This window comes from Acidovorax sp. BLS4, assembly GCF_032929295.1.
GTDB lineage: Bacteria > Pseudomonadota > Gammaproteobacteria > Burkholderiales > Burkholderiaceae_C > Paracidovorax.
In genome coordinates this window covers 5,115,501-5,129,036 of sequence record NZ_CP136797.1, presented here as the reverse complement: position 1 = coordinate 5,129,036, position 13,536 = coordinate 5,115,501, and the positions used below count along the sequence as shown (strand labels likewise).

The following is a 13,536-nucleotide window of genomic DNA, read 5'->3' as shown; positions in this document are numbered from 1 at the left end:
GCTTCACGCACGACCCGCACCATGCCCGCACACAACCCCTTCAAATCCGCCCTCGCCGCCCGCCAGCCCCAGATCGGCCTGTGGCTGTCGATGGCCGACCCGTACCTGGCCGAGGCCGCGGCCACCACCGGCTACGACTGGCTTCTGATCGATGGCGAGCACGCACCCAACGACGTGCGCAGCACCTTGGCCACGCTGCAGGCCGTGTCCGCGCAGCCCGCCCAGCCGGTGGTGCGCGTAGTGGAAGGCAGCACCGCGCTCATCAAGCAGATGCTGGACATCGGCGCGCGCACCCTGCTCGTGCCCATGGTGGACACGGCCGAGCAGGCCCGCGCCATCGCCGCCGCCACGCAGTACCCGCCGCACGGCACGCGCGGCGTGGGCAGCGCCGTGGCCCGCGTGTCGCAATGGAACAGCCGCACGGACTACCTGCAGGTGGCCGACGACGAGGTCTGCCTGCTGGTGCAGGCCGAAACGGTGACGGCGCTGCAGAACCTGCCCGCCATCTGCGCGGTGGACGGCGTGCACGGCGTCTTCATCGGCCCGGCCGACCTGGCCGCGTCCATGGGCCACCGCGGCAACCCCGGCCACCCCGACGTGCAGGCCGCCATCGAAGGCGCCATGCGGACCATCATCGCCAGCGGCAAGGCCGCCGGCACGCTCACCTCCGATCCCGTGCTGGCGCAGCGCTACCTGGACCTGGGCTGCACCTTCGTGGCGGTGGGTGTGGACGTGCTGATGTTCGTCGGCGCGGCACGCAAGCTGCGCGCGCAGTTCGGCGGGCCAGCGGCGGCGGCAGCGGCGGTGCCTCCGCAGGCGGGTGCCGCGTATTGAGGGGTCCCCGCGGCGGAGGGTGCGGGCGCGCTGCGGCCCGCCGGGGAGATGGGGAGACGGGGGACTTGGAGGCGGTTATGAGGAAAATCCTATTGGGCACCGTGCTCCCCTGGCGGCAGGCACGTCGTTCGGAGCCACGGTCAACATCAACAGCACCGGCAACTACGCCAGCCTGCAGAACTACACGAACTGCACCACGACGCCCGCGAGCCTGTGCGCCAACTACCTGACCACGAACAACGTCACCGGCACGTTCACGACGGCCGGTAACCTGCCCGCCAGCGCCAGCAACCTGGAGATCGGCTCGACCGTCACCTCCTACAGCTTCTCCAGCGGCCTGGACACCGTGGCCTCCACCGACCCCAACGCCCGTCTGAACACGCTGCGCATCTCCACGGACGCCTCCGGCAACATCACGAACGTGAACCTGATGCAGGCCGTGCTGTGGATGACGGGCACCGCACACCACGGCGGACCGCTTCGCGGCCGTGATCGTCTCCGGCGCCACCAGCACCTCCACCCACAACTCCGGCTGCCAGAACACGGGCACGGGCAACAGCGGCGCGACCGATACCTGCCTGACATCGACCGTGACCGACACCTCGCGCAGCACGGCCAACAACGCCCCCGTGAGCTACGCGATGGCCGCGGCCGCGGTGACGGCATCGCCCATTCCCACGGTGTCCGAATGGGGCCTGATCCTGATGGCCTCGCTGCTCGGCATGTTCGGCATCGCCCGCCTGCGCCGCCAGCGCTGATCGGCTTTCGTTCAGCCCAACAAAAAACCCGCCGCTGGCGGGTTTTTTGTTGGGGCCGGCGCTTTCGGCACCGCTGCGTGTTGCATCAGCTGCCCGCCACCTTCATGCGGTTCACGAGGATCGAGCCCACGGTCTTGGCGCCGTAGTTGTAGGCATCGGCGCCCACGGCTTCGATGCCTTTCAGCATGTCCTTCAGGTTGCCGGCGATGGTGATCTCATGCACCGGGTAGGCGATCTGGCCGTTTTCCACCCAGAAGCCGCTGGCGCCACGCGAGTAGTCGCCCGTCACGTAGTTCACGCCCTGCCCCATCAGCTCGATCACGAACAGGCCAGTGCCCAGCTTTTTCAGCATGGCGTCGAGGTCGTCGCCCGCGCGGGTGCGGCGCGAGGTGAGCGTGAGGTTGTGCGAGCCGCCCGAGTTGCCGGTGGTCTTCATGCCCAGCTTGCGCGCCGAGTAGCTCGAGAGGAAGTAGCCCTCCACGCGGCCGGCATCCACCACCTTGCGGGGCGCCACGCGCACGCCTTCGTCGTCGAAGGGCGAGCTGCCCTTGCCGCGAAGAATGAACGGGTCTTCCAGGATGTCGATGTGCTTCGGTAAAACCGGCTTGCCCAGCGAGTCGAGCAGGAACGTGCTCTTGCGGTACAGCGCGCCGCCGCTCACGGCCTGCACGAAGCCGCCCAGCAGGCCGGCCGCCAGGGGCGACTCGAACAGCACGGGGCACTGCGTGGTGGGGATCTTGCGGCTGCCCAGGCGGCTCAGGGCACGTTCGGCGGCGTAGCGGCCCACCTGGGCGGGCGCGGCCAGCTCGCGCGCATCGCGCATGGAGCTGTACCAGGCATCGCGCTGCATGTCGGCATTCTTGCCGGGCAGCGCGGCGATGGGCGCCACCGACAGGCTGTGGCGCGAGCTGGCATAGCCGCCGCGAAAGCCGCGCGTGTGGGCGCTGAAGAAGTGGCTCTGCTGGGCCGATACGCCCGCGCCTTCGCTGTTGGTGATGCGGCGGCTGGTCTGCAGCGCGGCGGCTTCGCATTCCATGGCGATGCGCGCGGCCTCCTCGCTGGTGATGGCCCAGGGGTGGAACAGCTCCAGCTCGCGGTGCGAGTCCTCGGGGGCGATGTCGGCCTCGTCCGGCAGGCCGGCCACCGGGTCTTCGGCAGTGAAGCGGGCGATGTCGTAGGCCGCCTGCACGGTCTGCTCGATGGCGGCGCTGGAAAAGTCCGAGGTGCTGGCGTTGCCGCGCCGGTGGCCGATGTAGACCGTCACGCCCAGCGACTTGTCGCGGTTGCGCTCGACGTTCTCCAGCTCGCCCTTGCGCACGCTGACCGACAGGCCGCAGCCCTCGGAGGCCTCGGCGCCGGCGTCGGTGGCGCCCAGCTTCTTGGCGTGCGCCAGGGCTCGGTCCACGAGGTCTTCGAAAAACGGGCGGGTGTAGCTGAAACCGCTGTCGGGTGTCTTCGGGGCGGCGCCGGCGGCGCGTGGGCTGGGTGTATTCATATCGGCGGCTATGATACTTGCCGCCTTCGGCACCAAGGTGCCGAAGCCTGTATGGGCACACGCGTGCCCCTCCCATTGCCCCCACCATGTCACGCAAACCCAAAAAAGGCTACTACGTGCGAGGCCAGTTCGTTGCCGAAGGCAGCGAGCTGGACATCGAACTGAAAGCCGAGCTCAAAGGCACGCACGAAGCGAGCCGGACCGACCTGAAGCGCGAGAGCGATGCGCTGCAGAAGCTCGGCGAAGACCTGCTCACGCTGCGCGCCGACCTGATGGAACGCCTGCAGCTGCCCGAGAAGCTGCGCGACGCGCTGGCCGAGGCCCGGCGCATCACCAACTTCGAGGGCAAGCGCCGCCAGATGCAGTACGTCGGCAAGATCATGCGCCAGCTCGATCCCGCCGCCGTGGCCGCCGCCCAGGCCGCGCTGGACGAGCAGCACAACGGATCGGCCGCTGAAAAGCTCGCGCTGCACGCCTCCGAGCGCTGGCGCGACCGGCTGATCGCCGACGACGCCGCGCTGCCCGACTGGCTGGAGCGCTTTCCGCGCACCGACACGCAGCAGATCCGCGCGCTGATCCGCCAGGCGCGCAAGGATGCGCAGCCCGAGGGCAAGACCGCGAACGTGCAGGTGTCCGAGGGCCTGGCCCCACGCAAGGGCCGCGCCTACCGCGAGCTGTTCCAGCTCGTGCGCGAACAGATGGAAGACGCGGCCACCCACGCCCGCCACGAAGAGACCGGCCGCGATGCCTGAGGCCGTGGCACCTGCCGCGACCGGCGGCTTCGAGCCGGTGCGCATCGGCATCGTCTCCATCAGCGACCGGGCCAGCACCGGCGTCTACGAGGACAAGGGCCTGCCCGCATTGCAGGACTGGCTTACCCGTGCGCTGCGCAACCCCATCGCCTTCGAGCCCCGGCTGATCCCCGACGACCAGGCCACCATCAGCGCCACGCTGATCGAGCTGGCCGACACCGCCGGCTGCAGCCTCGTGCTGACCACCGGCGGCACGGGCCCCGCCCTGCGCGACGTGACGCCCGAGGCCACGCTGGCCGTGGCCCACAAGGAGATGCCGGGCTTCGGCGAGCAGATGCGCCAGATCGGCCTGCGCTTCGTGCCCACGGCCATCCTCTCGCGCCAGGTGGCGGTGGTGCGCGGCAGCACGCTCATCATCAACCTGCCCGGCCAGCCCAAGGCGATTGCGGAAACGCTGGAAGGCCTGCGGGGCGAGGACGGCAGCCAGATCGTGCCGGGCATCTTCGCCGCGGTGCCCTACTGCATCGATTTGATCGGCGGGCCGTACCTGGAAACGCACGACGCGGTGTGCAAGGCGTTCCGGCCGAAATCGGCCGTGCGGCGCTGATGCTATATTTTTTATAGCATAACGCCCTAGTATTTATTGTGCTGCAGGCCTTTTTGGCTTGCACACCGAAGCCGGGGCCGCCACCGGCCACCGGCCAACGCGCCGGCTACTTCCCCACCAGCTCATTGAGCTTGTCCGCCTGGAACTGCTCCTCGCGCGCCGCGTCGCAGGGCACGCAGTCCTTGGCCGGTGCCTGCGGATTGGCCGAAAGCTTTTCGATGGCCTGCCACAGCAGCGCGATCTGGTGCTCCTGCGACGACGCGTTGTCGATCAGGCCGCGCATGGCCTGCGAGAGCGGATCGTCTTCCTGCGTGATGCCGTAGGCAGTAAAGGGGCGCGCGGCCTGCGGCTCGGTCACGTCGGCGCTCTGGCCGGCCTTGGAGGGGATGATGCGGGCCGGGATGCCCACGGCCGTGGCGCCTGGCGGCACGGGCTTGATGACCACCGCGTTGCTGCCGATCTTGGCGCCGTCGCCCACCTCGAAGCCGCCCAGCACCTTGGCGCCGGCGCTCACCACCACGTCCCTGCCCAGCGTCGGGTGGCGCTTGGCGCCCTTGTAGAGCGAGGTGCCGCCCAGCGTCACGCCCTGGTAGATGGTGCAGCCGTCGCCGATCTCGGCGGTTTCGCCGACCACCACGCCCATGGCGTGGTCGAAGAAGACGCGCTCGCCGATCCTGGCGCCCGGGTGGATCTCGATGCCGGTCATCCAGCGCGCGAAATGCGAGATGAAGCGCCCCAGCCAAGGCAGGCCGTGGCGCCAGCACCAGTGCGCCGGACGGTGCAGCCAGATCGCGTGCAGGCCGGGGTAGCAGGTGACCACCTCCCAGGTGCTGCGCGCGGCGGGGTCGCGGTCGAGGATGCACTGGACGTCGGAGCGCAGGCGGGCAAACATGGGGTGGTGGGGCGTGGGGGCGCAGCGGAAAAAGAGCCGCCGAGTCTAGCGCTTTGCCTGCGCGGCGCCGGTCATGGCCTTGGCGACACCGCGCAGGATGTGGATTTCCTCGGGTGTGAGTTGCGCGCGGTTGAACAGCTGGTTCAGGCGCGGCATGAGCTTCTTGGGCGCGGCGGGGTCGAGAAAGCCGATGTCCACCAGCGCGCGCTCCCAGTGCGCCAGCATGCCGGCCACCTGCGCGGCATCGGCCCGCTCGGTGGCGGGTGCTGCGGCCGCCGCGCCGTCGGCGGCGGCGAACCCGCCGAGTGCCAGGCGCCATTCGTAGGCGACGACCTGGATGGCTGCCCCCAGGTTGAGGGAGCCGAAGGTGGGGTTGGTGGGAATCGACAGCGCCACGTGGCAGCGGTACACGTCGTCGTTGGCCATGCCGAAGCGCTCGCTGCCGAACAGGAAGGCCACGCCGGCCTCCGCAGTGGGAGTGGGAGCCGAATCGGGATCCAGCACATGTTCTTCTAGGGCATGTTGCTCACTTTTTAATAGCAACTCGAAATGCTCGCGCGGCGAGCGCGTGGGCGGGCCGAAGTCGCGCGGGGTCATGGCGGTGGCGCACAGGTGGCTCATGCCGTCCAGGGCCTCGTCCAGCGTGGCGACGATGCGCGCGTTCTCCAGCACGTCCAAGGCGCCGCTGGCGCGCTGGATGGTTTCCTCGCGGCGCAGCACGTTGGCCCAGCGCGGGGCGACGAGCACCAGGTCGCCGAAGCCCATGGTCTTCATGGCGCGGGCGGCGGCGCCGACGTTGCCGGCATGGCTGGTGTGCAGGAGGATGAAACGGGTCTTCATGGCGCGCGGTCGGTGAAAAAAGGCAGTACGGGTAAAATCGCGCGCTCATTGTCGCCGTCCGCATCGCCGGGGCGCCATTCCCCGTTCCTGAACCGCCAGGCCGCCCTTGCCGCGCGCCCGGCCCACGCCACAATCCAATGTCGACCAATCTGCACCCCATGCTCAACGTGGCCATCAAGGCCGCACGCGCCGCCGGCGCCATCATCAACCGCGCGGCCCTGGACGTGGAATCCGTGCGGATCTCGCAAAAGCAGATCAACGATTTCGTGACCGAGGTGGACCACGCGAGCGAAAAGGCCATCATCGAGACGCTGCTCACGGCCTACCCCGGCCACGGCATCCTGGCCGAGGAATCGGGCAGCGAGTACGGCGCGAAGGATTCGGAGTTTGTCTGGATCATCGACCCGCTGGACGGCACCACCAACTTCATCCACGGCTTTCCGGTCTATTGCGTGAGCATCGCGCTGGCCGTGCGCGGCAAGGTCGAGCAGGCCGTCATCTACGACCCGACCCGCAACGACCTCTTCACCGCCACCAAGGGCCGCGGCGCCTACCTGAACGAGCGCCGCATCCGCGTCTCCAAGCGCACGCAGCTCAAGGAATGCCTGATCTCCACCGGCTTTCCGTTCCGCCCGGGCGACAACTTCAAGAACTACCTGAACATCATGGCCGACGTGATGCAGCGCACCGCCGGCCTGCGCCGCCCGGGCGCCGCCGCGCTGGACCTGGCCTACGTGGCCGCGGGCTACACCGAAGCGTTCTTCGAGACCGGCCTGTCGATCTGGGACGTGGCGGCCGGCTCGCTGCTGGTGACCGAGGCCGGCGGCCTGGTCGGCAATTTCACGGGCGAGGCGGACTTCCTGGAGCAGCGCGAATGCCTGGCCGGCGCACCGCGCATCTACGGCCAGCTGGTGCCCATCCTCACCAAGTACAGCCAGTTCGCCAGCGCCGGCGACAAGGCGGCCGTGCGCCAGGCGGCGGCCAACCTCTCGCTGCCCACGGACGGCCTGGACGACGTGGTGCCGGCCACCCCGGCCGAGGACGGCGAAGCCGCCACCGGCGCCCGCTGAGACCGGCAGCGCCCGCGCGAAGGGATTGCCGCTTGGGCCCGCGGGCCGCGCGGCAGTCCCTTTTTTCTTTTCGGGCCCGTGGCCCGTGTGGGCCTATTCCGGGTCGGGGTACTTGAGCGCGATGTGGCGGAAGTCGTCGGCCAGGTCCACGAAGGCATCCACCATGTCGGGGTCGAAATGCGTGCCGCGGCCCCGCACGATGGTGGCGCAGGCCTGCTCGTGCGAGTACGCGGGCTTGTAGATGCGTTTGCTGATGAGCGCGTCGTACACGTCGGCCACCGCCATGAGCCGGGCCGAGACGGGAATGGCATCGCCCGCCAGGCCCTCCGGATAGCCGCTGCCGTCCCACTTTTCCTGGTGGCTGTAGGCGATCTCCTTGGACACGCTCAGAAAGGCCACGCGCATGCCCAGGCGGCGCTCGGCGTCCTCGATGGCATTGCGGCCCAGCGTGGTGTGCGTCTTCATGACCTCGAACTCTTCCACCGTGAGCTTGCCGGGCTTGAGCAGGATGCGGTCGGGGATGCCGATCTTGCCGATGTCGTGCAGCGGCGCCGATTTGTACAGCAGCTCGATCATGCGTTCGGTCAGCGTCTGCTCGAAGCGCGGGTGCAGGCGCAGGTGCTCGGCCAGCGCCTTCACGTACAGCTGCGTGCGGCGGATGTGGTTGCCCGTCTCGTTGTCGCGCGTTTCGGCCAGGGAGGTCATGGCCATGATGGTCACGTCCTGGATGGCCTGCACTTCCAGCGTGCGCATGGCCACCTCGCGCTCCAGGTAGGCGCTCTTGTCGCGCAGGAAGTCGGCGGTGGCCTTCAGCGCCAAATGGGTGTGCACGCGCGCCAGCAGGATGGGCGGGCTGATGGGCTTGGTGATGTAGTCCACCGCACCGGCCGCCAGGCCCGTGCGCTCGTCGTCCGAGGTGGAGCGCGCGGTGAGGAAGATCACCGGAATGTCGCGCGACTGCGGATGCGCCTTCAGTTGGCGGCAGACCTCGTAGCCGTCGATGCCCGGCATCATGATGTCCAGCAGGATCAGGTCGGGCGGCGGGGACGACTGCGCGATCCGCAAGGCCTTCTCGCCCTGGTTGGCGACCTTGACGTGGTAGTGGTCACGCAGCAGCGTGCCCATGAGGGTGAGGTTGTCGGGCGTGTCGTCCACCACCAGCACGGTGGCGATGGGTTTTTCGACAAAGAGGGACTCGTCGGCATAGAAATGGGGAATGTCCATGGGGTGGTCCTGTCATGCGGCCCCGCCTGGTGAAGGCTCGGACCCGTCGAGGTCCGATTGCGCCGCGGCATGCAGCGTGTCCAAGGCCCGCTCAAACTCGAAACTCCGGGTATCCGCTTCCAGCGCGGCGAACGCCACGCCCAACGCACTTTCCAGCACCGGCCTATTTTGCTGCAGATGGTCCACGGCGGCCGGGTCGTCGGCCTGCAGCAGCACCTGCAGGCGCTGCAAGGCCGGGCGCAGCGCCATCGGCGCCGGCTGGCCCGGCAGCGCATCCGCCGGCAAGGGGTCAGCGGGTTGCGCCGCCGCCGCCCAGGCGTCCAGGCCTTCCAGCAGCTCGGCCACGCGCCGGTCCACGCCGTCGCACAGGCGCTGCAGCGTGGCGCTGCGCTGGCCGGTGCGCAGCGCCTGCTCCAGCGCCTCGGCCTCGTGCGACAGCGGCTGTGCGCCGATGTTGGCCGCCACCGAGCGCAGCGTGTGCGCCAGCCGCTCGGCCTGCTCCCAATCCTGCGCCCGCACCGCGCCCGACAGGTCGCGCGCCACGTGCCGCTGGCCTTCGGCGAAGCGGCGCAGCATGTCGACATACAGCGCGGGCCGGCCCAGCGCGCGCTGCAGCCCGAGTGCCGTGTCGAGCCCCGGCACGCCCTGAGGCGGTTGCGCGGGCCCACCCAGCGCCGCGGCGGTCGCGGCCGAGGCCCCGGAGCCCGTCGGGCCGGCGGCCGCCGAGGGTTCCGCCGCCCCGCCGGCCTCGTCCAGGCGCACGCCCAGTCCCGGGCGCGGCCGGATCCACCGGGCCAGCGCCCGCCAGAGCACCGCCGGCTCGATGGGCTTGGGCACGTGGTCGTTCATGCCGGCGGCAAAGCAGCGCTGGCGGTCGGACTCCATGGCGTTGGCGGTCATGGCGATGATCGGCAGGTTGGAGTGGCGCGGGTCCGCGCGCAGCGCGCGCGTGGCGGTCTCGCCGTCCATCACGGGCATCTGCATGTCCATGAGCACGGCGTCGTAGTCCTGGCGCTCGATGCATTCGAGCGCGGCCTGCCCGTGCGCGGCCACGTCCACCACGAATCCGGCATCGCGCAGCAGCTCCAGGGCCACGAGCTGGTTCAGCTCGTTGTCCTCCACCAGCAGCACGGTGGCGCCGCGCACGGCCAGCGGCGGCTGATCGCCGCCGGGCTGGGCCAGGTGGGCCTGCGTGGGCATCCAGCCGTGCTCCAGCGGCTGCATGAGCGTGTCGTACAGCACCGAGGCGCTCACCGGCTTGACCAGCACGGTCTCGATGCCCTGGGCACGGGCGGCGAGCATGACCTCCTCGCGACCGTAGGCGGTGACCATGAGCATCTGCGGCACGCGGTCCAGGCCGATCTCGCGGATGCGGCGGGCCAGCTCGATGCCGTCCATGCCCGGCATGTGCCAGTCGATCAACAGCAGGCCGTAGGGGTGCCGCTCGTCGATGCCCTGGCGCAGCGCAGCCAGCGCCTGCAGGCCGGACTCCACCTGGGTCGTCTCAAAGCCCATGGCCTGCAGCATGTCGGACAGCACGGTGGCCGCCGTCTGGTTGTCGTCCACCACCAGCACGCGGCGCCCGCGCACGCCGGGCGGCGGCCGCAGCGCGGGAGCGGTCATGCCGCAATCGAGCGGCAGCGTCACCCAGAAGGCCGAGCCCTTGCCGGGTTCGCTCTCGGCACCCACCTCGCCGCCCATGAGTTCGGCCAGGTTCTTGCAGATGGCCAGGCCCAGGCCGGTGCCGCCGTAGCGCCGCGTGGTGGATGCATCGGCCTGCTGGAAGCTCTGGAACAGCCGCCCCATCTGCTCGGGGGTCATGCCGATACCGGTGTCGCGCACCTCAAAGCGCAGCAGCACGCGCTGGCCCGCGCGCTCGAGCACGCGCACCAGGATGTGGATCTCGCCGCGCTCGGTGAACTTGATGGCGTTGTTGGCGAAGTTGATGAGGATCTGTCCCAGCCGCAACGCATCGCCCACCAGGTGCGCGGGCACGTCGGCGGCGGCATCAAGCACCAGCTCCAGTCCCTTCACGCCCGCCTTGTAGCCCACCACGTCGGCCACGCCCTCCAGCATGCGGTCGAGCACGAAGGGCTGCTTTTCGACGATGAGCTTGCCAGCCTCGATCTTGGAGAAATCCAGGATGTCGTTGATCACGCCCAGCAGGTGCTGGCCGGCCTGCTGGATCTTGGAGACGTAGTCGCTCTGGCGCGGCGTGAGGCCCGATTTGAGCGCCAGGTGCGACATGCCGATGATGGCGTTCATCGGCGTGCGGATCTCGTGGCTCATGTTGGCCAGGAAGTTGGATTTGAGCGCGGTGGTCTCCTCCGCCATCTCCTTGGCGCGGCGCAGCTCGCGCTCGGCCCGCTGGCGGTCGGTGATGTCCACGAAGGTGCCGATCACGCCGCCCGGCGTGCCATCGGGCCTCTGGAACCCGTGCAGCCAGAACAGCGTGTGGTGGATCTCGCCGTCGGCATAGGGCAGGTCCACCTCCTTGTGCACCGACTGCGCGCCGCTCAGCGCGAACTGCGCATCGGAGTCGAAGGCGGCGCGCTCGGCCTCGGACAGGTAATGCAGGTCCAGCACGGTGCGGCCGATGAGGTCGTCTCGCCGCACGCCGAAGGCGCGCTCGTAGGCGCGGTTGAAACCCACGTAGCGCCCCTCCGCGTCCTTGTAGAACAGCGGCACGGGAATCGCGTCGATGAGCGCCTGCTGGAACACCAGCTGCTCGGCCACCTGCGCCTCCAGCAGCTTCTGGTCGTTCACGTCCACCTGCACGCCGATCAGTCGCCGCGCGCGGCCTTCGTCATCGCGGATGATGCGCGCCGCGCACAGGAACCAGCGCACCTTGCCATCGTGCCGCACCACGCGCCAGGAGTCCTGCAACTGGCCGTCGCTGCCAGCCAGGGCGCTGTCGATGCGCGCCTGGGCGCGGGCCCGGTCCTCGGGGTGCAGGCGGTCCAGCCAGTCCTGCAGGCTGCGCCCTTCAGGCTGCGGCGGCACGCCGTACAGGGATTCGAGCTTGTCGCTCCACACCAGCCGGTCCGAGGCCAGGTCCAGGTCGAACACGCCCACCTTGCCGGCCTCCTGCGCCAGCGCCAGGCGGTCGTTGATCTCGCGCATGGCTTCCTCGGCCGCGCGCGCCTCGCTCACGTCCTCGATCACCCACAGGCACGAATCGCTGAAGCCGTCCATCTCCAGGCCGCGGCCGGACACGCGGGCCTCGAACGTCGTGCCGTCCAGTCGGTGCAGCGTGCAGACCTCCCGGACCGCCTCGCCCGCCGCCAGCCGGGCGCCGGTGCGCTCCAGAAACACGCCATGGCCCTGCGCGCCGCCGAACATTCGCGACACGGAGTGGCCGAGCAACTCGGTGGCCGAGCCTTTCATCAACTCGGCGAATGCCGGGTTGAACTGGCGGAACACGCCGTCGCACACCAGCAGGATGGGCGGCGCGTTGTCGAAGATGGCGGTCTGCTGGGCCAGCAGGTCGTTGAGCAGGCGCTCGCGCCGCTGCAGTTCGTGGTGGGCGGTGATGCGGTCGGTGACGTCCTCGTGCAGCCCGACGATGGCGATGCGCCGGCCCCGCTGGTCGAACACAGGCGAGAGCGTCGCCTCTTCATGGAACAGGGTGCCGTCCGCCCGGCGGTTGATGAATTCGCCGCGCCAGGACTGGCCCGACAGCAGCCGCGCCCACAGTTGCTGGTAGGTCTCGGGTGGCGTCTGGCCGCTGGAGATGACCGAGGGCTTGCGGCCACGCACCTCCTGCAGCGTGCGGCCGCTGTTGCGCTCGTACTCGGTGTTGACCCACTCGATGCGCCCCTGCGCGTCGGTGATGACCACCGCCACCGGGCTGGTCTGCAGCGCCGCGCCCAGCACCTGGAACCGCTCCATCGCGGACGTCATGCGGGCGCGGTGGCGCAGCATCTCCAGCATCATCCCGCCCATGAACAGCAGCAGGGCGAACGTACCGCCGCCGATCAGCCAGCGCCGCGACGGGGGAAGCAGCGCGCTCAAATCGTCCAGCGCGACAAGCTGCCAGGTGCCGTCGGGGTCCTTCCAGTCGAGGGGGTGCTTTTCGAGCGCGTAGGTCGTCCCGTTCACCACCACCTCGCGCGCATCGAGCCGAAACGGCAGCGCCGACGCCACGCCGTTGTCGAAGACCTTGCCGAACTGCCGCTGGTCGCGCACGGCATCGATGCGTGCCTGGGTGAGCGGCGGCGCCATGGCGTAGCGCCATTCAGGCCGGGTGGCCGAAAAGGCCACGCCCTTGGGCGACATCAGCAGCATGGGGTAGCCCGAGCGGGCCATCTGCGCATCGAACGCGTCGAACGACACCTTGACCATCACCACGCCGATGATGGCGCTGGCCGGCGAATCGCCCTCGTACAGCGGCGCGGCGTAGTACAGGCCGCGCTCCTGCGTGTTGCTGCCCAGGGCCGGGTACACGTTCACGCCGCCCCGGATGGCCTGTTTGAAATACGGCCGGTAGGCCAGGTTGATGCCGGTGGACGGCGCGCCCGGCGTCTCGTGCGCCACCACGGTGCCATCGCGCGACAGCACGTACACGCCGCTCATGAGGAACCGGCCGCGCACCACGGCCAGGCGGGCGAGCGCCTCGGGCGCATCGGGGGGCAGCTCGCCGGTCGCCACCTCCTTGAGCGCGGGCTCGCTGAGCCCCAGCAGCGTCACGGCACCGAGGATCGGGCTGCCCATGCTCTGGTTAAGCAGCGAATCGGCCGTGTGCGCCAGCTGGCGGCTGCGTTCTTCCCCCCGGCCCGACGCACGCACGTGCGCCACGGTTTCGACCACCAGCCACGCACCGAGCAGCGCCATGGCGATGACCAGCGCGGCCCCCCGGCGCCACCGCGCGTCGCCCATGGCGTGGTCGTGCAGGCCGCCGATGCCGCCGGAGCGGGTGCTCACCGCCATGGGCCGGTACCCCATGCCGCTGGCCGGCCCCGGAGGCCGAAGGCGGTCGCGCAGGTAGCGCGCTCGCTATGCATTCGTGGAGACACCATCACAGTCGCTTTGAACCTTCCATCACGGCAGGACACACACACTGGT

10 protein-coding genes are annotated in these 13,536 nt (G+C 69.7%); 5 read left to right on the top strand and 5 right to left on the bottom strand.

Features of this window, described 5'->3' with window-relative positions:
• Window positions 1-21 precede the first annotated feature (21 nt).
• Entirely contained in the window at window positions 22-834 is an 813-nt protein-coding gene (gene hpaI / locus R1Z03_RS23570; protein WP_317355816.1) for a 4-hydroxy-2-oxoheptanedioate aldolase, read from the top strand.
• A gap of 488 nt (window positions 835-1,322) precedes the next feature.
• Window positions 1,323-1,592: an IPTL-CTERM sorting domain-containing protein gene (locus tag R1Z03_RS23565; RefSeq protein ID WP_317355813.1), complete on the top strand. Its 270-nt coding sequence runs from the start codon at window positions 1,323-1,325 to the stop codon at window positions 1,590-1,592.
• 85 nt (window positions 1,593-1,677) lie between these two features.
• On the opposite strand, the gene pmbA is transcribed toward R1Z03_RS23565, so the two are convergent.
• Complete coding sequence (gene pmbA / locus R1Z03_RS23560) at window positions 1,678-3,087, bottom strand: metalloprotease PmbA (protein ID WP_284402734.1); 1,410 nt, start codon at window positions 3,085-3,087, stop codon at window positions 1,678-1,680.
• A gap of 86 nt (window positions 3,088-3,173) precedes the next feature.
• On the opposite strand from pmbA, the gene yjgA reads away from it, so the two are divergent.
• Window positions 3,174-3,839: a ribosome biogenesis factor YjgA gene (gene yjgA / locus R1Z03_RS23555; protein ID WP_284431525.1), complete on the top strand. Its 666-nt coding sequence runs from the start codon at window positions 3,174-3,176 to the stop codon at window positions 3,837-3,839.
• A complete protein-coding gene (gene mog, locus R1Z03_RS23550) occupies window positions 3,832-4,446 on the top strand; it encodes a molybdopterin adenylyltransferase (RefSeq protein ID WP_317355808.1) in 615 nt (204 codons plus the stop codon). The genes yjgA and mog overlap by 8 nt, the downstream gene beginning before the upstream one ends.
• Window positions 4,447-4,552: 106 nt before the next feature.
• On the opposite strand, the gene cysE is transcribed toward mog, so the two are convergent.
• The gene (gene cysE / locus R1Z03_RS23545) at window positions 4,553-5,338 is read right to left on the bottom strand and encodes a serine O-acetyltransferase (RefSeq protein ID WP_317355805.1); all 786 of its coding nucleotides are present in this window, start codon (window positions 5,336-5,338) and stop codon (window positions 4,553-4,555) included.
• Between the two features lie 45 nt (window positions 5,339-5,383).
• Window positions 5,384-6,178, bottom strand: a complete 795-nt coding sequence (locus R1Z03_RS23540; protein ID WP_317355802.1) for an RNA methyltransferase — start codon at window positions 6,176-6,178, stop codon at window positions 5,384-5,386.
• 137 nt (window positions 6,179-6,315) lie between these two features.
• On the opposite strand from R1Z03_RS23540, the gene R1Z03_RS23535 reads away from it, so the two are divergent.
• Window positions 6,316-7,248 carry an inositol monophosphatase family protein gene (locus R1Z03_RS23535; protein WP_284427743.1) on the top strand — a complete coding sequence of 311 codons (933 nt, stop codon included), beginning with the start codon at window positions 6,316-6,318 and terminating at the stop codon, window positions 7,246-7,248.
• 93 nt (window positions 7,249-7,341) lie between these two features.
• Here R1Z03_RS23535 and R1Z03_RS23530 read toward each other — a convergent pair whose 3' ends face one another.
• Both R1Z03_RS23530 and R1Z03_RS23525 read right to left on the bottom strand, forming a co-directional pair.
• A complete protein-coding gene (locus tag R1Z03_RS23530) occupies window positions 7,342-8,472 on the bottom strand; it encodes a two-component system response regulator (RefSeq protein ID WP_284427742.1) in 1,131 nt (376 codons plus the stop codon).
• A gap of 12 nt (window positions 8,473-8,484) precedes the next feature.
• Entirely contained in the window at window positions 8,485-13,401 is a 4,917-nt protein-coding gene (locus R1Z03_RS23525) for a PAS domain S-box protein (protein ID WP_317355799.1), read from the bottom strand.
• Window positions 13,402-13,536: the final 135 nt, after the last annotated feature.

What these genes read in the sequence shown, in the direction of transcription:
- yjgA (WP_284431525.1), top strand. Translation starts at nt 3,174, where the DNA reads ATGTCACGCAAACCCAAAAAAGGCTACTACGTGCGAGGCCAGTTCGTT.
- R1Z03_RS23535 (WP_284427743.1), top strand. Translation starts at nt 6,316, where the DNA reads ATGTCGACCAATCTGCACCCCATGCTCAACGTGGCCATCAAGGCCGCA.
- pmbA (WP_284402734.1), bottom strand. Translation starts at nt 3,087, where the DNA reads ATGAATACACCCAGCCCACGCGCCGCCGGCGCCGCCCCGAAGACACCC.
- hpaI (WP_317355816.1), top strand. Translation starts at nt 22, where the DNA reads ATGCCCGCACACAACCCCTTCAAATCCGCCCTCGCCGCCCGCCAGCCC.
- mog (WP_317355808.1), top strand. Translation starts at nt 3,832, where the DNA reads ATGCCTGAGGCCGTGGCACCTGCCGCGACCGGCGGCTTCGAGCCGGTG.
- R1Z03_RS23525 (WP_317355799.1), bottom strand. Translation starts at nt 13,401, where the DNA reads ATGGCGGTGAGCACCCGCTCCGGCGGCATCGGCGGCCTGCACGACCAC.
- cysE (WP_317355805.1), bottom strand. Translation starts at nt 5,338, where the DNA reads ATGTTTGCCCGCCTGCGCTCCGACGTCCAGTGCATCCTCGACCGCGAC.
- R1Z03_RS23530 (WP_284427742.1), bottom strand. Translation starts at nt 8,472, where the DNA reads ATGGACATTCCCCATTTCTATGCCGACGAGTCCCTCTTTGTCGAAAAA.
- R1Z03_RS23540 (WP_317355802.1), bottom strand. Translation starts at nt 6,178, where the DNA reads ATGAAGACCCGTTTCATCCTCCTGCACACCAGCCATGCCGGCAACGTC.